17 protein-coding genes are annotated in these 22,394 nt (G+C 36.8%); all 17 read right to left on the bottom strand.

The genetic code is table 11. The features are described from left to right. Positions 1 to 212: 212 nt before the first annotated feature. The 17 genes from HZI73_RS03525 to HZI73_RS03445 all read right to left on the bottom strand — a co-directional run bounded on the left by HZI73_RS03525 (position 213) and on the right by HZI73_RS03445 (position 22,387). Complete coding sequence (locus tag HZI73_RS03525) at positions 213 to 1,826, bottom strand: CTP synthase (RefSeq protein WP_212696881.1); 1,614 nt, start codon at positions 1,824 to 1,826, stop codon at positions 213 to 215. A 258-nt stretch (positions 1,827 to 2,084) separates the two neighbouring features. Beyond that, positions 2,085 to 3,485, bottom strand: coding sequence for a S41 family peptidase (locus HZI73_RS03520; RefSeq protein ID WP_212696880.1), 1,401 nt, complete (start codon positions 3,483 to 3,485; stop codon positions 2,085 to 2,087). A 52-nt stretch (positions 3,486 to 3,537) separates the two neighbouring features. After that, entirely contained in the window at positions 3,538 to 5,046 is a 1,509-nt protein-coding gene (locus tag HZI73_RS03515) for an S-layer homology domain-containing protein (RefSeq protein WP_212696879.1), read from the bottom strand. A gap of 18 nt (positions 5,047 to 5,064) precedes the next feature. Continuing rightward, positions 5,065 to 8,034 carry an S-layer homology domain-containing protein gene (locus tag HZI73_RS03510; RefSeq protein ID WP_212696878.1) on the bottom strand — a complete coding sequence of 990 codons (2,970 nt, stop codon included), beginning with the start codon at positions 8,032 to 8,034 and terminating at the stop codon, positions 5,065 to 5,067. Between the two features lie 489 nt (positions 8,035 to 8,523). Then, positions 8,524 to 9,270 carry an AgrD family cyclic lactone autoinducer peptide gene (locus HZI73_RS03505; RefSeq protein ID WP_212696877.1) on the bottom strand — a complete coding sequence of 249 codons (747 nt, stop codon included), beginning with the start codon at positions 9,268 to 9,270 and terminating at the stop codon, positions 8,524 to 8,526. A 222-nt stretch (positions 9,271 to 9,492) separates the two neighbouring features. Next, positions 9,493 to 10,824, bottom strand: coding sequence for a sensor histidine kinase (locus HZI73_RS03500; RefSeq protein WP_212696876.1), 1,332 nt, complete (start codon positions 10,822 to 10,824; stop codon positions 9,493 to 9,495). Beyond that, on the bottom strand, positions 10,821 to 11,555 hold the full coding sequence (locus HZI73_RS03495; RefSeq protein ID WP_212696875.1) for a LytR/AlgR family response regulator transcription factor: 735 nt from the start codon (positions 11,553 to 11,555) through the stop codon (positions 10,821 to 10,823). The genes HZI73_RS03500 and HZI73_RS03495 overlap by 4 nt, the downstream gene beginning before the upstream one ends. Positions 11,556 to 11,862: 307 nt before the next feature. After that, on the bottom strand, positions 11,863 to 12,753 hold the full coding sequence (gene galU, locus HZI73_RS03490; protein WP_212696874.1) for a UTP--glucose-1-phosphate uridylyltransferase GalU: 891 nt from the start codon (positions 12,751 to 12,753) through the stop codon (positions 11,863 to 11,865). Between the two features lie 92 nt (positions 12,754 to 12,845). Further along, complete coding sequence (locus HZI73_RS03485; protein ID WP_212696873.1) at positions 12,846 to 13,808, bottom strand: stalk domain-containing protein; 963 nt, start codon at positions 13,806 to 13,808, stop codon at positions 12,846 to 12,848. Between the two features lie 111 nt (positions 13,809 to 13,919). After that, positions 13,920 to 14,408, bottom strand: coding sequence for a DUF1934 domain-containing protein (locus HZI73_RS03480; RefSeq protein WP_212696872.1), 489 nt, complete (start codon positions 14,406 to 14,408; stop codon positions 13,920 to 13,922). Positions 14,409 to 14,490: 82 nt separating this feature from the next. Further along, positions 14,491 to 15,546, bottom strand: a complete 1,056-nt coding sequence (locus tag HZI73_RS03475) for a D-alanine--D-alanine ligase family protein (protein WP_212696871.1) — start codon at positions 15,544 to 15,546, stop codon at positions 14,491 to 14,493. 398 nt (positions 15,547 to 15,944) lie between these two features. Then, entirely contained in the window at positions 15,945 to 16,574 is a 630-nt protein-coding gene (locus HZI73_RS03470) for a TetR/AcrR family transcriptional regulator (RefSeq protein WP_212696870.1), read from the bottom strand. 21 nt (positions 16,575 to 16,595) lie between these two features. Further along, positions 16,596 to 17,330 carry a hypothetical protein gene (locus HZI73_RS03465; protein ID WP_212696869.1) on the bottom strand — a complete coding sequence of 245 codons (735 nt, stop codon included), beginning with the start codon at positions 17,328 to 17,330 and terminating at the stop codon, positions 16,596 to 16,598. 297 nt (positions 17,331 to 17,627) lie between these two features. After that, a complete protein-coding gene (gene spoIIR, locus HZI73_RS03460; RefSeq protein WP_212696868.1) occupies positions 17,628 to 18,365 on the bottom strand; it encodes a stage II sporulation protein R in 738 nt (245 codons plus the stop codon). A gap of 167 nt (positions 18,366 to 18,532) precedes the next feature. Beyond that, positions 18,533 to 19,648, bottom strand: a complete 1,116-nt coding sequence (locus HZI73_RS03455; RefSeq protein WP_212696867.1) for a Ger(x)C family spore germination protein — start codon at positions 19,646 to 19,648, stop codon at positions 18,533 to 18,535. Between the two features lie 59 nt (positions 19,649 to 19,707). Next, positions 19,708 to 20,823: a GerAB/ArcD/ProY family transporter gene (locus HZI73_RS03450; RefSeq protein ID WP_212696866.1), complete on the bottom strand. Its 1,116-nt coding sequence runs from the start codon at positions 20,821 to 20,823 to the stop codon at positions 19,708 to 19,710. Continuing rightward, positions 20,804 to 22,387: a spore germination protein gene (locus HZI73_RS03445; RefSeq protein WP_246552345.1), complete on the bottom strand. Its 1,584-nt coding sequence runs from the start codon at positions 22,385 to 22,387 to the stop codon at positions 20,804 to 20,806. The genes HZI73_RS03450 and HZI73_RS03445 overlap by 20 nt, the downstream gene beginning before the upstream one ends. Positions 22,388 to 22,394: the final 7 nt, after the last annotated feature.

The following is a 22,394-nucleotide window of genomic DNA, read 5'->3' as shown; positions in this document are numbered from 1 at the left end:
TATACACTCAACTCCTGTTGCCGGTTTTACCCTCTCTTACTAAGCCAATACATCTAAACCACCCCCCATCAACTAATCCCCACCATACCTAACAAAAAAATAAATCAATATACCCTCACACCAATAATAAGAAAAAATATCTAAACCACAAAAAAACCATACACAGCCCCACATCCCCCCTAGATGCAACACTCCATATGGTTTATTCAAAATTACTTACCTTTTTTTATATTTTCTATACTGGCACCCACAAAATCCCTAAACAACGGATGCACACGATTAGGTCTGGATTTAAACTCAGGGTGGAATTGAACACCTACAAACCAAGGATGATCTTTAATCTCAACCATTTCCACTAAACGATCGTCTGGAGAAACACCTACAATATCAAGCCCTGCACCTGTAATCGCATCACGATACTCATTATTAAACTCATAACGATGTCGATGTCGCTCATAGATAAGTTCTGCATCATAAGCTCTATACGCATTAGAGTCTTCCGTTACTTTACATGGGTAAGCACCCAGTCTCATTGTACCACCTAACTCATCAATATCCTTTTGTTCTGGCATTAAGTCTATAACAGGATATTTTGTATTGGAATCAAGCTCTGAACTGTGAGCACCTTCATAACCTAAAACATCCCGAGCAAATTCAATAACCGCACACTGCATACCTAAACAAATACCTAAGAAAGGAATGTTATGCTTTCTGGCATAACCTACAGCCGCAATCTTACCTTCAATACCACGATCACCGAAACCACCAGGAACTAAGATACCATCTGCTTCTTTAAGGAAATCTACCACATTACTTTCATTCACTTGTTCAGAGTTAATCCATAGCACCTCGAGTTTTGTTTTATGATAAATACCAGCATGTTTTAAGGATTCAACGATAGAAATGTAGGCATCGTGGAGTTCCACGTATTTACCAACAAGGGCAATCTTAACTTTCCCCTTCATGGCCATTTCACGTTCAATGATCTCTTTCCATTCTGTTAAATCAGGCTCTTTACAATTTAATTGAAGCTTTTCACATACGATCTTAGCAAGTCCTTCTTTTTCTAACATAAGAGGAACCTCATAGAGGGTATCTGCATCAAGGTTCTGAATCACACACTCTTTTTTAACATTGCAGAACAGTGCCATTTTGTCTTTCATTTCTTCTGACAACTCATGTTCTGTACGGCATACGAGAATATCTGGCAAAATACCGATTGAGCGTAATTCTTTTACGGAGTGTTGTGTGGGTTTCGTCTTCATCTCCCCTGCCTTTGTCAGGTAAGGAATAAGGGTGACATGAATATAGAGGACATTCTCCTGTCCAACTTCTGCCGCCACTTGGCGAATTGCTTCTAAGAAAGGTAAACTCTCGATATCGCCCACTGTACCACCGATTTCAGTAATGACAATGTCGGACCCACCACTTTTACCTACACGGTATACACGCTCTTTGATAGCGTTGGTAATGTGAGGGATGACTTGAACCGTCGCACCTAAGAATTCTCCTTTACGTTCTTTGTTAAGTATGGACCAATATATCTTACCTGTAGTAATATTATTATATTGGCCTAGATTTTCATCAATGAAGCGTTCATAATGACCTAGGTCTAGGTCTGTCTCTGCACCATCTTCCGTAACAAATACCTCTCCATGCTGATATGGGCTCATGGTACCTGGATCAATATTGATGTAAGGGTCAAACTTCTGAATGGTTACCTTCTTTCCTCTTGCTTTTAACAGCCTTCCAAGAGAAGCAGCCGTGATGCCCTTACCTAGTCCAGAAACAACACCTCCAGTAACAAAAATATACTTCGTTTGCATTTCTCAATTCACCTCGTGTTTTTTTTTAAGGAGAATGTAAACACATCCTCTTTAATGGGTTAACTCTGCAACATATATGAATGATTATTCCTCACTATAAAAAGTAGTCTAAACAGGTTTGTTCTTACTACTTTTTATTAATAATCATTATGTACTTTTATGGATATCACATCAATAGATGCTAACACATATCCTCTCGGTCATACTTATACAACTTCTTTATTTTATTATTAGTTGCTGCAATAGTCAATACTCAATTTAATTTTTATTCATTTTGCTCAAAATAACATCTAAAGCTTTCTCTAATTGTATATCTTTTTCATTAATACGCTCTACTAATTTCTCATTGAGCATTTCAAGCGTTGGATAATCCGTTACGCCATAAGCTCTTAGTTGATGCTTCTCTTGAAACTTGGTAATGGCACTTTCTGTTTTCTGATCGTAGACAAAGTCTGGCTTATTAATATCATACCCTAAATAATCAAGAATTAATTCAACATCCTTCACTTCTTCCATTTCATCATCTAAAAATAGACGCTCGGGACTAACAATCAGGTTAGGAACGATAACTTCATAATCCGGTGTTACACCAATCTTATTAATTTTATTGCCATCTCTAGACAAAAATTCTTCCATGGTTAGTTTAAATGCATAGTCACTGGAGAAGTTCCATATGTACTGAGCCACACCTTTTCCATAAGTTGTTTCGCCCACGGTAACACCTATACCGGATTCTTTCACAGCAGCAGCAATAAACTCAGAAGCGGATGCTGTGTTTTCATTGGTTAAAACGACAAGTTCAAAAGGCGCTTTCTCAAGCTCACTTCGATAGGTGTGTTTTCTTCCCTCTTTATTGATAAAATGAAGCACTGGACCTTTTGGAATCAAAAGATTACATAGATCAACACCTGTATCCACATATCCACCAAGATTATCCCTTAGATCAAGTATTAAGTATTTTACACCTTTTTTCTTAGCCTTCTCTACATAGGGCACCATATCCGTTGCTACATTCTCGTTAATGCTGTTCACTTTAATATAATTAATCTGACGGGCTTTGCTGTCACTTAATGATGGAAAAAGTGTTTGGATATCTTCTGACTCTACGGCAGATATTTTAATCAACTGTCGCGTAAGCTCCAAGGTAAATTCATCATCACCTCTTCTAAAGGTAATGTTTACTTGTGTTCCTTCTTTCCCTTTCACTTTGCTTGCTACTTCATTAAGGGATAAACCTTTTGTACTCTCACCATTAATAGCTATGATCAGATCTTCTGGCTTTACGCCTGCTTTAAGAGCTGGTGATTTGGGAAGGGGCTGCTGAATTTTAGGATAATCACCATCCAGTTCCATGTATACGCCGATGCCAACAAACTCACCTGATACTGCCTCAATAAAAGCTTCCTTTTGATTTTTTGTATAAAATGTAGAATAGGTATCTAGTTCCTCAAACATACCATCCATTGCTGCTTTAAATAAAACTTCTCTATGGACTTCATCACCTGCATACTGTTCTGTAAGCAAGTGAAGCATGCGCTTGAATTCCTCTCCCTTTTCCTCAATATACGCATCATGACTATCCGTTGCCAACACACGTAGTGGTGTCAACATAAGGGTTATTACGCATACCGTCAGCATGTACTTATGCCATTTTCTCATAGCCACTTTCCTCCCATTACACGATAAAAACGTCCTAAAATAATATGTTCTATTATGACTGGAGTTTCCTAAAACTTTCTGTAATATCTTCTCTTAAAAAATCGATTAAATTATTAATAATCTTTCCTGCCTCAACCTTTGACAACCATTTATCAGGATTCACATTTCCAGCAGAATCCCCTTGAATTATACCCAGCCTATAACCTGCCTGAATAGCCTTCCTGGACCAGTCTGAAATCTTATGGTCATCTTTGAAAGGTGTCACAGGCTGATCCGCAATACTCAGCCGCTCTAAACCTATTACACGGATATAAATGGCAAAAGCCTCTTGCCTCTGTATGGGTACAGCCACATTAAACCGAGCACCTGAACCATTAATAAGCTTAGCGTCATAAGCAGCCATGATATAAGGATAGAGGGGATGCTCTGGTGGTACATCCACAAAAACAATGGGCTTTTCGTCCCCACTTTTCATATCGGTGTACTTGGACGTATCAATGTTCATAGCTATACATATGGCTTTTACAAAATCACCTCGATACATGGCTTCTACCTCCATGCCGCGATAGGGTGTTTCTGTAAATACTTCCAAGCTGTATAACTCTTTTATAGCCTCCTCACCCCAATGACCTTCTATAAAATCAAGTCCAGCAGGAATCACTAACTTTTCTATCTGTATCGCTGATTCAATGCGTGTACTGTTTTCTAGTTGCGCTTCTGTCAGTTCTGGATGATATGTGTTAATACGGTATTTCAGTGATGCATCTCTTTCCAGCCTTTGGTTATAAGTCCCATCAAAACTTATGGGATAAGGTATGGTTTTATCATAATACATGGTCTTCTTCGCTTCTAATGAAGGATTAAGCAGGACAGTCATCTGCCAATCATCCCGTATAATTTCCATGGTAAGTTCTCCTGATTCAACCTTAGACCAAGGCTGGCTATAACCGTATATGCCCCCATAATTCTTAATGCTTATTTCTTTATTGTTATTGGTTGTAAACTGAGCTGTATAATAGACGGATGTATTATAGTAGCTTACACCAGGAGTGACATCTTCAACAGTGGTTAGTGAAAAGGTTGAAAAGTCATCATTAAGGGTGTATGTTTCACTGCCAATGGTTATTTTTTCATTCCAATTGGTTACTTTAGAATCGGTCACAATCTGCTTTTTAAAGTGACCCTCCACCACTCGAAAGGATGTAGTAAACTGTATGGTTCGGTCCAGTTTGCCACTGGTTTCAGCGTTGGTTGCATCAATCTCATATTTCTCTGTATAGCTTCCACTTGTTTTGGTCTGTACGTCACTATCGTCTTTTGTGACTTTAATGGTGCCAGTGAAAATAAGAGGTTCCCCTGATATATAGACCATTTCTTTATAGCGTAATGTTTTACTGGTACTGGGTTTTACCGGTACATGTTTTTCAATGGTTTTAGGTAGATTGGTTCCTTCTGATATACCGCCAAAATACCCGATATCACCTGCATCTGCCTTTACTGTTATACCCGTTATGAAAATGCCTGCTAGCAACATGCATGTTATCCATAATGTCTTTTTCATTCATCTTCCTCCTCTTGGCTACCTTTCAACCAATATGATGTAACCGTCCACATCTCTAGCACCTGTACTGGCTAACTTACTGATCAGGTATTCTGTTGTTAATACCCTGATAACATCTCCAGTTTCTAACTGATCCGGGGTAATGACTTGGTTATTTTTAACAATGATACTGTTGTTTTTTAAGTTAATCTTAGCGTAACTATTGGTATAACTTAGATCTTGCCATTGATTGTTAGCTACATGATAGACAATGGTATCTTTTATGTTGATATGGTCAGTCCCTATTTCATAGATTTCTCCCTTTACGCCTTCTTTGGAGTAGGGATTTTCCACAATGTATTTGGCTTTGGTTCCATCAGCAATGATGGTATATACCTTATTTACTTTTGTCTTATCCGTATAATCAATAAAATCTTCATGTGGAACAAGACCGTTACTATCCATAATAACCGTGTCATAATCCGTATTAAACACACGTGGGATAGGTGAATAGATCCAGTTCATGCCCCCTAACAAGGCGAAGCTCTGTACCGTCATGTTCACATGTTGATTAATGTCTTTCACACGTCCTCTGAATATAGATAGACCTGCATGACTTGGCTCAGGTGTAATATTCACCACAGCTGCTGAATAAGCACCGTTAAGAACAACCTGTGCATAGTCTGGTGCTACAATGTTATTGCTTTCCAGCAACTTGCCGTTTTTTACAACAATGGTACCAGGATTGGTACGAATATTTTGCGTACTGCTCAACATTCTGAAAGCATTAAAACCATTAGAGTAGGTTACATTATCTTCACTAAGTATCTGATCTCTACCTGTTCCAAAGTTGACTTTAATGATTTTCTCATCGTCATAATATTGTTCCATGGCTACATACACATCAATATCTTGCAGCTTCAGATAATTCATGGCATAATCCAGTGAAATCTGCTTACCATCTAGAAAATAAGTGATGTACTTATTGGAGATATCCAATACTTTAGCCTTTTCATAATTCCGCCAACCTGCTTTTGTCAGTGTATAGGTATTTTGTAACGTAAGACTACGCCCTGCCTCATTCAGGTTCCCTAGCTTACCTTTATAGACATTGGTAATTGTATTGCCATATTCATCAATCTGGATTTCTTTTACCAGCTCTGTCATGGTACCAGGCTCAAATACAGCTTGATTAATCAGCATCTTAATAACTTGTCCTTCTCTTAAGTCTCCTTGGGTTAGATTCTTACCAGCTTTTTTAACAGGAATGTTAGCGGGTACGTCAAAAACACTTGTGCTCAGATCATCAAATGCCACATTCAATCGAATGCCTTCTGTCCCATTGTGTACCATGTATTTGATGGTGCCATATTTAACAATATAGTTGGTTTTCGCACTAATGGATACAATACCACTACCATCTGGCGTTAAACGCATGAAAACCATGTCCCCTGCTTCAATATCGTTAACATCGCTGTCTCTAGGGTCGAATCTGAAATCTGGAAACATTTCGTCCATATATCCAATTTCATCTTCTGTATCATAGTACTGCTGTTTTTCAACAGATATACTGCTCTTGTAATGCTTTGTTAGTTCCCTGCCATCCCAAGTGATGATGGTGATATAACCAAATAGGGGTTCATTTTCTTTGACAATACCACTGATTTCTGTAAATAATGTTTCACCTTTAACTGTGCTGATCTTGGTTACAAGGTTATTCTCAATAGTAAGTGCTACCTGTTTACTGATAGGTGCATGTTCTATGGCTACTTCCATATCATTCATCCATAGCTTTTGGGTTGTTTTATTATAAAGGCTTGCTTTTATGGGATAAGTAAAGGCCACATTGGATGCATTCTTAATGGTTATACGGCTGTTTTCTATATCCGTTAATGGTTGAAGCGCCCCTTCTAAGAGATAAGGTGTACTTAATCCTTTACCATAAGCATACACCATTTCGTTTGTGGTTTTCTCAACAAGGTATTCTATGTATTCCCCTTCTCTAAGGGATAAAAGTCCACCTACCGTACCATCAATCAGTACAGGAACGTCTTTTGTAAATACCTGATCATTAGCGTTTTTTTCATATTCAAAAGCCACCTCATTAACGTTTCCACTCTCATCTCGCATAAAAATACGTCTTTTGGCTTTACTGCTGGTTGCTCCCATAACATTGCTGTCTTCTACATAAGCCACCATACCACCTTCTAATCGCACATTAAGGGTATCGTATACCATGGTATCCATGTTCTTTAGCACCTGTGCCATTTGTTCCCTGGTCACATAACCTTTTGGGTTGAATTGTCCGTGGCTGCCTACTAAGATTTTTTTCTGGATAGCTGCTTCTACATAGGGTATATTCTCCGAGTCTATCCTTTCCCAATCACCGTAGTTAAAGACCTCTTGCTGTTCATATAGAGGTGCAATGGTATTAGGGTCCTTGTTATTCATGGCCTTAACAAGCCATACAGCCAATTGTTCCCTTGTGATAGGACCACGGCGAATAAAATTCTCTTCTGGCAGTAATTCATCTTGTTCTTCCATAAGGGCATCATCTAAATCATCTTGGGTGATGAGCCCCATGTTTGTGGCCAATTGTAAGTAGCCTTTTGTCCACAAAGTTAACACATGGTCTGGTAAATCCGGATTATCTGTCAGCAATTGATAACCTGCTTGTTGTGCTTCTGCTTCCATACCAAGTACTCTTAATAGAACAGCTAAGGATTCCTCATTGGTAATGTTTGCTTTTGGCCGATAGGCTTTTCTACCTCTTTCATTGTACCCTTTTATAACTTCAAGGGCTCCAAACCGCATAATGGGTTCAACAGCCCAACTATTTGGTGTCACATCTGAAAACTTAAGATTTTCAATAATGGCTTTTGCTCCTGACTTAGCCACATAAACATTTTGAACCTGTTCTTTTAGTATCCCAGGATCTGTTGCAGCGTTAACAGCTATGGACGATAGCATAAGCGTCAACACACATATGTACGTAACAAGCTTTTTCATTTACCCAATCCTCCGTTTGCGTATTTTGTGCCATAACTCCACTAATTTTCACCCTATTTTCTCATATAAGGAAAAATCATGTAAATTGCACAAGTCTATCCAATATTATATCATAATATATCGGAAAAATGGGATTAAAATTATAGTGTCTTGGAAGTGTATAATTAAAAATCCGACATTTTTACGCCTTAATTAGGACCAATGACTGACCTACATTTAGATGATCCCTTCATTTATACTTAGTTCATTGAGTACAATAACCTAGCCACAAATTCTCCCATATAGGTTCATCTACAGATACATTGCTATGGGTTATTGGACACAAAAAAAATATGGATGAGACATCCATATTTAAAAGGAAAAAACTTGTAGCTCTTAAGCCTGCCAAGCGGCACAAGGCCTGTTACACATACATTATCCGCTAAGGGTTAGATAACATACATATATGAGTATACCACTTGTCCAACTTAAATTGCTTTACGCACGTTATTAGTCATTTTTCCTTAGTTTATCAGGAACCTTTGGCTGATTAAAAAACCAAATACACGCTGTTTGAATAGATAGTGAAGCTACAGCAACGCCAAGTAAACCAATTAAACCTAATACCTGTGACCCAATCTTCTTGTTGATACTTGTTAACATGTTTTGACCCCGCTTCCTTCTTTTATTTATTATTGGCAGCACCGTTACTGATTCAATGAGAATAGCAATAGCAGCAACCATATAATACACTTGAAATCCACTATATAAGCTTCTCATAATAAGTATAATACTCGTCTGAACTACAACTGTAACAATACTTTTACTCTTATAGTTAATTTTTTCGGAATCATTTAATGGCTTGTTCTCGGTATCAACCGGTGCATAGGACATAATAATAATACAAGATTCAATCAGTACAAGCATCATAATCACATAATTTTTATCATATCCCAATAATAAACGGCTTATGACAATTGCAAAGAAACAAGATAATGCAAAGAAACTAAAGCATTGTAGATGGGTTTTTGCATGGTATCCTCCTGCCTGTATCCGCAACAAACAGAAAAACGCCATAAATATAATTACTTCTATTATACATTTAAAGACAATCCCCAAAGTCATCATACCCAAAAATATTAAGAGAGATGATATTATAATTTCAAATCCGTAATTATACACTTCTATATCATCTTCTTGTATTATACCTTTCTTCACAAGCTTGTCTGATATCTTGGTTGAAAGTTTGTATATCACATATATCCCCCTCTTCTAATTATTATTTTACACAAATAAACCAACAATTCAATATGCATATGACTTTTGGTTGTTATCTCATGATATTTGGTAGCATATTCTATGATTTTATTGTATATTTATAATTTCATGAAGTATTGTCTCGGTACAAAATCTTCATGATGAGCAGCAAGCAAACCACTAATTTAAGAGAAATTTTATGAACAAAAAAACAGCAGTTACTTATGAACTGCTATTATCTAGTGTATCATTATACATGGTGATGGTTATTGTAAAGTAATCTTTTATGGAGGATATATCAATACTGCCATGATATTTTTTAACAATCTGCTTCACATTGGATAAACCAATGCCATGCAATATCTTATTATCTTTGGTGGTTTGAAGTGTAGATTTAGAATTCACAGCGATTCTATTGACGCAATCAATGATAATGTATTTTTCTATATTCCGAATATCAATCTTTATATAGCGATCCTTTTGCTCCAGTTTAAGACTTGCTTCTATAGCATTATCCAATATATTCCCTAAAACGATACAGAGATCCAGGTCATCCATAAGAATCTCATCCATGTATTGTATGTTCATGGAACAATGTATATCATGCTTATCTGCTAAAGTTTTCTTCCGGTTAAGCAAAGCAGATATGGCAGGATTTCGCGTTATAATCATTTGATCAACATCTTCAATATCCGTCAACAGCTTACTCAAGTATTCTTCTAGTTTGTCATATTCTTTATATCTTACCAGACCCTGTACATTACCCAAGTGATTGGACATGTCATGTCTCAGACTTCTTAATTTCATGGTAGCATAATTAATCTCATCTAAATACTTGGATTGCATGTCATATTGCTGCAATCGCAATTGCAAATCAATATCATGATGGGCTTGCCGAATAATTCTAAGGTAGATGAGTAGGGATAGTATATTAATAAAGCCTAAACCCAATATAACTATTCCCGCAATAAAACCATTCTCATCATGCACATACAATATATTTTTATACACAGGTAAAATACTGATCATAATACTAAGATTGATTGAAAATAAAACGACAATTTCAAGTATAATTCTTTTCTTAACAATCAGCCTCCCATTCTTTAATCCAAAGCTAATGAACATGATAACGATTAAGAAAATTAATAGTTTGGATGTAAACATACCCACTACTCGAAAAATATTTTGCTCTGCGAAAAAACCAGGTGATTGTTTAAATGCAATACTCAGTAAGGATAATACAATGCCCTCAATTGCAATAATAAAAATCAATAAGCCAATATAACTAATCAGCAAACGATGTAAAGGTTCTTTATACAGCCAATAAACAACGACAAACAGTAGAATAATCATTGTTATAGACGTACACTGGACAGGATGTCTGGAATGTTTAGCCAGATAGTTAAATCCAAAAATAATATTTGTCAGCATAAATCCTCCTATAAAATATGTACTAGCTGATTTGTACCGTTTTTTGTAAATACCATTCAAAAAAATAATAATGGTAATGGCTTCTACTATATCAATAAAATACTCTATAAAATACCAAATCATATGGACACCCTCATTCGACTTAAGAAATTATCTCGAATTTCTTTAGCATTTCTTCTGCTAACGGGTATGCGGCTACCATCTTTCAAAAGGACTTCTTTTGATGTAATCAACTCAATCTTGTCCATATTTGCAATATAACCTTGATGCACTTTAATAAAACACGTGCCTTCCAGGAGATAATTCAATTCACTAAACGTCCCATAGAACTCAATATCCTCATTATCCGTTTTAACCAAAATCTTATTTTTATACTTTTCAAGATAACGTATACTGCTATACTTAATCATAATCTTCTCTTTGTTCTTGTTAATAATTAAGAACTCATCCTCCATTGGGAGATGATGTTTGTTCCAAGCATGAATAGCATCCTCAAAAGCCTTCGTAAATACCTTAGGTTGAACAGGTTTTAACAGATATCTAAAGGTACCGAGTTCAAAAACATCAAATACATAATCCTTATAACCTGTGACAAAGATAATGAGCACATCCTCACAACATGTTTTAATGGCTCTGGCCAGCTGTATGCCATCCATACCTTCCATCTCCATATCCAAGAATGCGATATGCATCTGGGTATTGTGGGCATTCAAATAAAGCATCAGTTCCTTCCCCGATAAAAACTTATAAATGTTGGCACGGATATTTAACCTTGCAGCACCCTCTAACACCATTCTTTCTACAATGTCACCTTGAATGGCTTCATCATCACAAATTGTAATATTATAGTCCATAATAGAAATCCCCCAGCAATTTTTAGATTTATTGTAGCCCAACTTGTCATATAACCCTTAACTTTTACACACCCACATACATATTATACATGAATTATAACCAATATTTCAAATTCTTGTCAATCCTACTTGGTGATTTTGTAACTTTCTTAATTGCAAGTTTTTCAAATGAAACCCTATGAATTAGACGACATTTACAAAGATATGCCTATATGGGTTTTCATTTGGCACAAAAAAAGACAATCTCATTCATCATACAGCTCATGAGATTGTCTAGTTATTCATATGTTCTCTATATAATTTTTATTTAATCAATTTGAAGTACTTGGTCTACTTGGTTCACTGTTTGCTGCAAATATTGAAGGAATTCATCTCTAAGCTCATCCCTTCTGAGGGCAAATTCTACAGTAGCTTGTAAGAATCCCATTTTATTACCAACATCATAGCGTTTGCCGATAAAGTCATAAGCATAGATAGCTTCTTCTACTGCTAATCGTCTAAGTGAATCTGTTAGTTGTATCTCACCGCCAGCGCCTTCACCTTGTGTCTCAAGGTATTCAAATATACTGGGTGTAATAATATAGCGGCCAAGAATGGCTATATTGGATGGGGCATCTTCACATGCTGGCTTTTCAACCAGGTCCTTCACCTTATACACCCGTTCCTCAATGATTTTGCCATTGACAATTCCGTATTTATTCACATCAGATTCTGGTACTTGTTGAACACCAAGAATGGATGTTCTGTACTCACTGTATACATCAATCATTTGTTGCAAACAAGGCTTCTGTGAAACAATCACATCATCCCCTAATAACACCGCAAAAGGCTCGTTTCCAATAAAATGTTTCGCCATTAAAATAGCATGCCCTAATCCTCGAGGTTCTTTTTGTCTAATATAATGGATATTAGCAATTTCAGATACACTTTTGGCAATGTCTAATAGATCTTCTTTCCCTTTCTTTTCTAGCTCCAACTCCAATTCAATGGACTTATCAAAATGGTCTTCAATGGACCGCTTATTACGTCCTGTCACAATGATGATTTCTTCGATACCAGCATTAACAGCTTCTTCAACAATGTATTGAATTGTTGGTTTATCAACAATAGGCAACATTTCCTTTGGCTGTGCTTTGGTAGCAGGCAAGAATCTTGTTCCCAACCCTGCTGCTGGTATAATGGCTTTTCTAATCTTCATAAAGCTCCTCCATGATTTATGCATATACCACATTGTCTTGTACCTTTTACAATAATTTTAAACAATATGTATATGGTATTCTATTCTTTCTATTAAAGCTGGGGTAATTCTCCAAACCTGCCTTGGGTGGGATACACAGGTTCTCCATGAATGTCCTTTATATTAAATAACTCTAATTGATAGATAACAAATAGTTTTATTTCATCTGTTGTTATGGTTACTTTTTTTAATTCAGCATCATAGACAATGTCCTTAATGGCAAGCTTATTGTCTTTGGAAAAATTGCTGGTTATCACATAATTTGCCTTATTGGTGACAGTTTCCTCATTAACAGGTACATGAAATGTGAAGGTGATAATGGTATTCGACACCATCTCAATATCTAACATATCTGAATCCACAGCTGCTGATGTGACGAAGCCATCTGAATAGGTGTCCATCACATTACCTGATACATCCTTGATACCGTTCACTTCTATTGCAAAGAACCATTGTCTTTCTTCCTCTGTCATGAGGACCACTTTCTTTTTGCTTGCATCTAGAATTGCTTTTGTAATAACAAGTTTCGTGTCATCCTTATACTTCACCATGAGATGTTCAATTTCTTTTTTTGCCAGTTTATAATTAGCTATGTCTTCAGCCGTCTCTTGATCAACTTCTTCACTAAAGGTAATCTCGATCCTATGGTTTCCCATGTTGCTGACAGCCGTAACTTCTGGCTTAACCTTATCCTCTATCTGAGTTATTTCTTTTCCTATAATATGAATTGTTTTTGTTGCTTGTTCCCACTTAACTTGGCTGCCAAGAATCTCTGCAACCTTCCTAATAGGTAGATAAGTGGTATTCTTATAGGAGATACTCATGGGCACTTCTTCACCGTTATCAAGTGTATAATGCTCACCTTGTCTTCCCACAAGTTCATCATTAATGGCAATGTTGACTTTATTCAACAATACATGGATGGTTTCCATTATATTACCAGCAAACGCCGTGGATGTTGCACTCAATAGAACGCCCAATACCAAGCCAATGACTAATCCTTTGTACTTTTTCATCCATATCCTCCCTTTATCAAGTTGTTTCGTTAAGAAAGTATCCCTGACGCATATGAAAACACTTTTCTATATGCTAAAATACGGAGAACTTCCTTATAAGAGATAACATGCCTAATGATTAAAATCTTCACTTTCCACATGCATGACTTGATCATCCATCAGAAAGAAATTTTCAGATTTAGCATTCTTTACGGTAATGGTAAATGTATTAATGCCCATGGACATATGATTAATGCTTAGGTTATAAGCCACATTAATTTCCATGTAATCATCTTGCCTGTCCACTTTGATCTCTTTGGTTAATGTATTAATCTCAAAAACACCAAAGGGTGTTTCATAGTGGGTAATATGGGCTTTATCCTTTTCAAAAACCATGTTGGTATTCACGCCACCATAACGTTGGATAGAAACCTGACCTTCACTTAATTTTACAATGGTTTTTGTCTCTTTATCTTTATCAAGGGTGGCATCAATATACGTAATAAATATTTTATTCTTCTTCTCTATAAATTGTCCTGTGGTAACTAACTCAATTTCATCTGCTTCAAACATATCTGTTTGAATACCTTTTATCGCTACTATGACATCTTTTGTCAACATCTTCACCTCTGTTACATGATTGTCTACACCTTATCGGTTATAGCTTCTGTATTTTCAATGCATTTTATTATTGGTTACCTGTTTATTTGGTATAAGCAAATTGAATAAGACGCTCTACTAATTCTTTTATGGAAATACCTTTGTCTTCCCATAATATAGGGTACATACTAATGCTTGTAAAACCTGGTAAGGTGTTAATCTCATTAAAAACAACCTCTCCTGTAGCTTCTTCTACAAAAAAGTCTACCCGAGCTAATCCTCTACCATCAACTGCTCTAAATATGTCCGTCGAATATTCACGAAGCTTCTTCACTGTTTCTTTAGGCAGATCCGGATTTATCAGCGTTTCAGATCCTTTATCGTTATACTTTGAATCATAATCGTAGAATTCTGCTGCTGCAATGATCTCGCCAACATTGGAAGCTCTTGGGTGATAGTTGCCTAAGACGGCACATTCAATCTCCCGTCCTACAATGGCTTCCTCTACTACTATTTTTGTATCAAATTTAATGGCGAACTCAAGACCGTCAAATAATTCACCACGACTATGCGCTTTCGTCACACCTTTTGATGAACCTGTGTTGGACGGTTTTACAAAAACAGGATATGGAAGCTCCTTTTCAATCTTAGCCACCACATCTTTAATATTTTCCATTTCCTTTTGATTTACAGGTACATGCTTCGCTTGCCTAATGCCTAATTTTTCCACAATAATCTTGGTGTATAGTTTATCCATGGAAACACTGGAAGCCAGTATACCGCATCCTACATAGGGAATCTGAGCTAATTCCAATAATCCTTGGACGCTGCCATCTTCTCCATATAACCCATGTAGTGCTGGAAAAACAACATCTACCGTAACCTTGGACATACCATCTTCTCGAAAGACATAGAGTGCTTTTTCTGTAGCATCTGGACTAAGAAAAGCTTTTACACTCCCCTTCACCCATTTGTCTTCAGGTAAATCATCAACGGTTCCTTCATGTAAACGCCAATTGCCTTCTTTGGTTATTCCTACAGGGTATACGGTATATTTATCATGATCCATGTTCTTAATGATGGTAGCTGCCGAAATACATGAAATCTCATGCTCAGAAGACTGCCCGCCAAAAAGAACAACTATATTCTTCTTACTCATCTATATTTCCTCCTCATTTCCACTCCAATGCCTGCTTCGTTCTATATTCCCCAATATGTATGCCTCATGGTGTAACACGGATGTTTTATTCATTTAACACTTACTTCTATAGGTAATCCATTGTCCTATAAAATTAAATATATTATTACCCTGACTAAATTATGATAAAACCTTAAGAGAATATCGTGTCCATTACTTTTATCTTCTATATTGTATAACTTATCATATGTTTATTCAATAGTTATTTGTATAAGGATTATATCATCACTTCACATGTGCGATAAAATAGGATATATTTCTATTGCTCATGCTTACACGTAAGACCATAAGAAAAAAGAACAGCATGCCTTGTCTTCATTCCTGTTCTTTCAAACGTATAAGGGGTTAAGAATCGCTTGTTAAGCCTTCAAGGTGTTTAAGATCTCTTGAATGGCTTCTCTCACAAAAGCATCCCGATTTTTACCCACTGCTTCTTCTATTATTTTTTCTTTATTTCTAGCAATTGTCATGATACCATTAATGGCACCCCATATCATAAAATTCATTTCATAGGCGGTCTTAGTGGTTCTTATACTGCCGTCTTTTATACCTTCTTCTACAATGTTAACAAAAATAATTTTATCTGCTATATCCTCTGTTTGTTGAAATATCTTTTTTTCTTCTGGATTTAATTGGACAGGCTTAGGATTCATTTCCAACATGATGTTTGAATAGAGTGTATGCTTATTTAAGAACTCCAAATAACGCTCAGCGAAGACAGCCATCTTGTCGTACCCATTCATATCCAAAAAAAGAACAATATCATCTGTATATTCTTTTAGGGCTTTAAACGCTCGGTAAGCAATCTCATAATATATTTCCTGTTTACTCACAAAATATTTATAGATGGTTTTTTTAGTAAATTCCGCTTCTTTTGCTATTTCATCCATTGTGGTTTGTTCATAGCCTTTGCGCTCAAACAACCGCTCAGCACTATCAATGATACCCTTGCGTCTTGCTAATTTTTCTCTTTCCACTCGTGTTCCCATGGTTGTATACCTCTCAATCTTTTACTCAAACACAATCTCAACTTTATCCACTATTTGCAAAGCTTCTTGTATGGATTCAAGTTCTTGAAAGAGCTCTGGGCTTTCGCCTGTTGGATCACTATGTCCTATTGGCTCTAATGTATAATGTGTTTTGTCTTCTAAGTCCACATGAGCTAAATACACAACGGCAGGCTGTCCACAATAACCTGTGTTGTAACCAGGGTCTTCTTTGGGTAAGTTTTGCTTATAAGTAGCATTATAATCGAATGAGTTATTAATTTCCATATAAACCTTGAATTGTTGTGTTTGCCTGTTATCCACTTCTTGACGAATGGTGGTGGTATTGATGGAAGCACTTGCACTGGATACGCTATCCACAGATAATCCTTCTTTTGAAAGGGTATCCATATAGATGGGTAAAGCTGATTGTCGATTAATGGTAGCTACTTTTTTTGTCACATACAAGGTCTCCAGATAATTGCCATCCATGTCTTCTGTCCATATAGCCATTTGTGGTGTGACAACGAACTTGAATATGCCTGTAGAAAGACCTGCATATCGCTTTCCCTTTGTTACATGGATTGTAGTGTAAGGTGATTGATGCTCATCGGTACACATAATCTGAACATCATCTGAATGTATAAGTGCCGTCCTTTCATTAATGGCTCTTACATATAAAAATGTATAGATGGCCCCTAATACCAGTATGATGATTAGGGTTATTTTTACACTCTTTTTTTGCAGCAATTTTTTCATATATCCTCCTTAGGTAACTGTTAGTTTATTTAGTATACTTATAGTATACCTTTTAGAAAGATACACGTCAACCCCCTTATTTATCTTGTACGAACATAGAATATGTGTTTTCTAATAACAGAACAAAAGAGGCTACGCCTCGTTCCGCAGAGCGGATTTGTCTGTTAGGAAAGTTTCATTGACGCATATGAAAACGCTTCTATTTCATATGCTAAATTCAGAGGACTTTCTGATAAGAATAAAAAAGGTATCTCATAAGCTAACACTTACAAAATACCTAATGATATACCTTTATGGTCATTTTTTACTTTCGTCTAGTTGTACAAACACTTTGTTTGAATCGGGTTCTTGCTGCTTCTTTTTATTAAAGTTCAACCATTCTAAAAATTTGAACTTCACTTTAACGGGTACATCTTCTTTTGCATCGGCTATAACAACGGTTTTATATTCCTCATCCGTTAGAACATTTTTAAGAGTTTCTTTCGTGGCTTCTGGTACAACGCCACGGGTAACATCCACGAAACATAGTGGTGGAAACATGACACACCACCAATTTTTTCCTTTTGCTTCACCAATCTCAATTAGCAAAGCTTCATACTTACCTGGTGGCAATATGATGTCACCGTAAGCTTTTAGTGGAAATTGTTCTAATTTCAAGGATATATTTACTGAATAAGCATAGCCATAATCTGTGATGATACCACTGGCAATGTCTTTCATGCTATCCATGTGATCATAAATCAATTGTCTCGTCTCTTCAATATTTTTTGATTCACTAAGAATGCCTGTCATTTTATCAAGCACCGCATCTCTAACCTGCAGTTTCAATCTCTGGTCCTCATCTGTATCGCTATTGGCAATCACATGAAACCGGATTAAGCTATCAGATATACCTTCAAGAACAGCTGCTTTTGAAGCATTCTTCTCATAGTCATAGACCACAGCACTCACCATAAGAACCACTAATAATATGGATAATATATACGTTCTATATAAACCTCTTCGACTTAATACCCTCATCCTATTCACCTTCATTATTCCATCCCCCAACATGATTTTTGATTCCTAGTATAAAAAATATAATAACTGTTTTTATACCATAACCTTGTATTTCTATTGTTGCCAGTTCTTGATGAATTTATTCATAGACGATTAGGTTTCAACGCGACTTAAACATCCTTTATACAATAGAATTATACCATCTACTTGGACAAACCGATTCGACGTATGTTCACATCCGATTCCACAATGATGGAGGCGCCGCTAAAAAAATTTTGCCAATCGGATTTGGTGTCACGCCATATTTCTCTATTTTCCATTTTTAACTGATTAGAAGCACCAATAATGTCAATACCATAATCATCTTGAAGAACATCCATCAAGTCATCAACCTGACTGACCATCTGCTCAGCTATGGCTTGTTCTAATTCATCGATATAGGTATTGCGAAATAATTTATCATGATCTTCAAAGATAAATTCCGCCACATCCCCTTCACTCTTAATGTGAATACGAATCGTTAAAAGACCATCCTCAAGACTAAAACGCATATTCGTATGCAGTTCGCTTATTTTATAGGGCACAAGGACACCTTCCATGTCAGCAACCACCACAGAATGTCTGCCTTTGCCCAATACCCAGCCGTATGGCGTCACATGTTCCTCTTCCATCCATCCCGTAAGGCCATAATCTTTAATGACTGCTAAGCCTTTTACAATCACTTCATTATCCTGAAATACAATATTAGGCATAACACCGTTGCCGTCATTGCTATGCATCTCTGTAATAAAATCACTTAGTTCAATGGTTTTGGCTGTTATTGTTTCCTGACTATTGTTCACAAAAACCTGTGATAAATAGATACCTGTCGTCTCCTCACCGTTAGGAACGGATTCTAAAAGAGATTTTCCACTGGCTTTTGTAGCAAGCAGTAACAAGGCTTTGGAATACTCTGGATTCCGATCAAAATGATCCAATACTTTTCTCAGATTTTGATCGTCTTCAAGAAAATCCTTCCCAAAAATAACCACTTTCGCATGATCAAAGTTTAAACGTAAATTTGACTTTTTTCCGAAATTACGGTTGGCTTCAACCAATGTTCTTGACTTGGTTGTTTTGACAAATTTAGTGGCCTCTCCACCACCCTGAGAGGTGATAACGGGTAAGTTAGGAATGGTATAAGTTACTTCCAATAAATCACCTAGATCGTCTAAAGCAAGACTAATCACATAAGCCCGATCATTCATCTCAACCTTATCCCAGCAGCCGGTTAATAACAGACCACATAAAAGTATTATTATACTGACTTTTACCTTCAATCTTCTACCTCCTCTCCTGTTATCTATCTGACATAGCAGGAAAACATGCTCATCACCATTTAACTGACTTCTTTTTTATTTGCTTGCTCACCTAATCCCTTTAACTTAGCGCCAATTAAAAGAATAAGAGGAATTGGCAGTAAGAATAGGATACTTACATACCGTGTCATAATCCTTAGCCAATCATAAGTTTCCACAATATTATCCGGCATAAGGGATATTAAATACACAATTGGCAGCAATGGCAGCACAAGAAAATTTTGCTCTTTTAATCGGGTTACTTTTTTCAACAGATGGGTGGAGAAGAACAAATAGGCATTAATCAGTAGAAAAACAGTCATTATCCAAAAACTGACCATCAATGCATCCTGTCTTTGAATAAGGGACCCTGGTAAATGTATGGTCTGCATGATGGACATCACCGGCCATAGCTGTCTGGATGTTTCTATGGGTCCAAATGTACCGATGGTTAATAGACAGATGGTGCCATTAAGTACAGCCACAAATATGACACTGGTCAATGCCGCTTTTGGAATACGTTTAGGCTTATTCACAAAAGGTGCCGATAACAATAATAATTCAAGTCCCGAATAGATCATGGACATGATTAAACTGCCATAAGCAAAAGTCTTCATATCCATCATAAAAATAGGGGAAATATGATAAATCTCAATATCGGGTATGGTGAATAAGAAAATCAGCACCAGTGGAATAATGACCACGAATATAAGTAATTCAGCCATTCTAGCACGTGCTTCAAAGCCTTTTCTCGTTAAGTAAGCTACCACAAAAAGCATGGTAATCACAATGATTTCAATGGGGGTATCACGAAGCAGTGTTTGTTTAACCAATTCACCAAAAACCCTGATCTCAAGTCCAGCTAATATAACAAGTTTTATAGCAAATAGAATGCCTATAATAACCGCTACAGGTCTTGAGAATATAAGTTCTGTGTAGGATAGGATATCTTGTCTGGGAAACAGCTTTATAAGGGACGTTATCACCCACACATACACCAATGAAACAATGGCACCACCAATGACGATAATCCATCCATCTTCAGCTGCTATCTCCGATGCTAATCGTGGCAATATTAAACTGGTATTACTAAACAAATTTAGAATAATAAGTATCTTAATCTGCCTTATGGATACTTTATTGTTTTGTGAAAACATTATTTTCTCCTTTTTCTTTTATATCCATCCTTACCTTAACCTGACTATTCGGTTTAACAAATATGGGTCTTAGTCGATTCATAAATGTAGGCATACGTATCAGCGCATCATTCAGATCACTGCGATGGATATCCCTGGCTACAAATGGTGATAAATAAGGGACATTGACACTCTTAAGGGAAACAAGATGTGTTAATACGATAAGAATACCAACCCAAAAACCATAGAAACCTAATAGGGACGATAAAAGAATAATCAAATATTTAATCATCCTAAAAGCCGAAGTAAGGGAATAACTTGGAATGGCAAAGGATGAAATAGCTGTTAACGCCACAATAATAACGATAATCGGGCTCACAAGATTTGCTTGTACCACCGCCTGCCCTACGATAATACCACCGACTATACCAATGGTATTTCCAATCGGTGCTGGTAATCGAACACCTGCCTCTCTTAGTAGTTCAAAGGCCAGCTCCATAATCAACACTTCAATCAATGCGGGAAAGGGTACCCCTTCCCTAGCCGCCGCAATGGAAAACGTCAGCGGTGTCGGAATCATGGCAGGATGAAAAGTGGTTAAAGCAATATAAAACCCAGGTATAGCAAAAGATAAAAAGGCCGCACAGTATCTCAGAATACGCACAAAACTCATTACATACCAACGCTGATAATAATCTTCTGCTGACTGAAAAAAACAATTCATGGTTGTGGGCAATATGAGTACAAAAGGCGTATTATCCACGACAATAGCAACCCGCCCTTCCAATAATGCTGAAGCTACTTTATCGGGCCGTTGGGTGACTTGGGTCTGAGGAAAGGGTGAATACCACTCTGTTTCAATCATCTGCTCCAAGGTGCCGCTCTCTAACACACTATCAATATTAAAATAACTTAATCGCTGCTCAATCTCTTTCAATATCTGAGGCCGTACCAAATCATCAATATACATAACAGCTATATCTGTTCGGGTTCTTGTACCCAATTGAATTTGGTTGACTTTCAACTTAGTATCTCTAATACGCCGTCGTATCAAAACAGTGTTAATACGTAAAGCTTCTGAGAAACCTTCTTTAGAACCACGAATAACACTTTCCGTATCTGGTGGTTGAACCCCTCGATTGGGAAATCCCTTGGTCGCTACCACAATGGCTTTTTCATAACCATCTATCATGACAACGGTATCCCCTGACAAGACAGCTAGTGTTATATCGTCCATGGTATTGACTTCTTTTAAATCAGCCGTAGCAAGGCCACCATCTTTAACAAAAGCAAAAGGATCATCGTCCGTATTCTCAAGATCCTCTGGCACCCCTCTTACTTGAATAATCAACTGTTCTAACACGGATTCTTCAATCACGCGTCTATCAATCATGACATCAATATAAGCAATGTAGGCCCATATTTGTTTCTTTTTTCCTATGGGAAATTTACGCTTAACAATATCGCCACAGTCTTTAAATAGCTCTTCAAAATTTTGAATATTTGTATCCAATGAATCCGATAACGGTACAATGACTTTATTGGTTTTTGAATCATGTTTTGGTGTTGCTCTTTTTAGTCTCATATGATCC

Origin of the sequence: Vallitalea pronyensis (assembly GCF_018141445.1) — a bacterium.
Classification (GTDB): domain Bacteria; phylum Bacillota; class Clostridia; order Lachnospirales; family Vallitaleaceae; genus Vallitalea; species Vallitalea pronyensis.
Note: the sequence above shows the minus strand (reverse complement) of the source record. Positions and strands in the feature narration are given on the sequence as shown.

Bases quoted from the DNA above. Each gene is read 5' to 3' on its own strand.
- HZI73_RS03525 (WP_212696881.1), bottom strand. From the start codon at position 1,826: ATGCAAACGAAGTATATTTTTGTTACTGGAGGTGTTGTTTCTGGACTA.
- HZI73_RS03520 (WP_212696880.1), bottom strand. From the start codon at position 3,485: ATGAGAAAATGGCATAAGTACATGCTGACGGTATGCGTAATAACCCTT.
- HZI73_RS03515 (WP_212696879.1), bottom strand. From the start codon at position 5,046: ATGAAAAAGACATTATGGATAACATGCATGTTGCTAGCAGGCATTTTC.
- HZI73_RS03510 (WP_212696878.1), bottom strand. From the start codon at position 8,034: ATGAAAAAGCTTGTTACGTACATATGTGTGTTGACGCTTATGCTATCG.
- HZI73_RS03500 (WP_212696876.1), bottom strand. From the start codon at position 10,824: ATGATTTGGTATTTTATAGAGTATTTTATTGATATAGTAGAAGCCATT.
- HZI73_RS03495 (WP_212696875.1), bottom strand. From the start codon at position 11,555: ATGGACTATAATATTACAATTTGTGATGATGAAGCCATTCAAGGTGAC.
- galU (WP_212696874.1), bottom strand. From the start codon at position 12,753: ATGAAGATTAGAAAAGCCATTATACCAGCAGCAGGGTTGGGAACAAGA.
- HZI73_RS03485 (WP_212696873.1), bottom strand. From the start codon at position 13,808: ATGAAAAAGTACAAAGGATTAGTCATTGGCTTGGTATTGGGCGTTCTA.
- HZI73_RS03480 (WP_212696872.1), bottom strand. From the start codon at position 14,408: ATGTTGACAAAAGATGTCATAGTAGCGATAAAAGGTATTCAAACAGAT.
- HZI73_RS03475 (WP_212696871.1), bottom strand. From the start codon at position 15,546: ATGAGTAAGAAGAATATAGTTGTTCTTTTTGGCGGGCAGTCTTCTGAG.
- HZI73_RS03470 (WP_212696870.1), bottom strand. From the start codon at position 16,574: ATGGGAACACGAGTGGAAAGAGAAAAATTAGCAAGACGCAAGGGTATC.
- HZI73_RS03465 (WP_212696869.1), bottom strand. From the start codon at position 17,330: ATGAAAAAATTGCTGCAAAAAAAGAGTGTAAAAATAACCCTAATCATC.
- spoIIR (WP_212696868.1), bottom strand. From the start codon at position 18,365: ATGAAGGTGAATAGGATGAGGGTATTAAGTCGAAGAGGTTTATATAGA.
- HZI73_RS03450 (WP_212696866.1), bottom strand. From the start codon at position 20,823: ATGTTTTCACAAAACAATAAAGTATCCATAAGGCAGATTAAGATACTT.
- HZI73_RS03445 (WP_246552345.1), bottom strand. From the start codon at position 22,387: ATGAGACTAAAAAGAGCAACACCAAAACATGATTCAAAAACCAATAAA.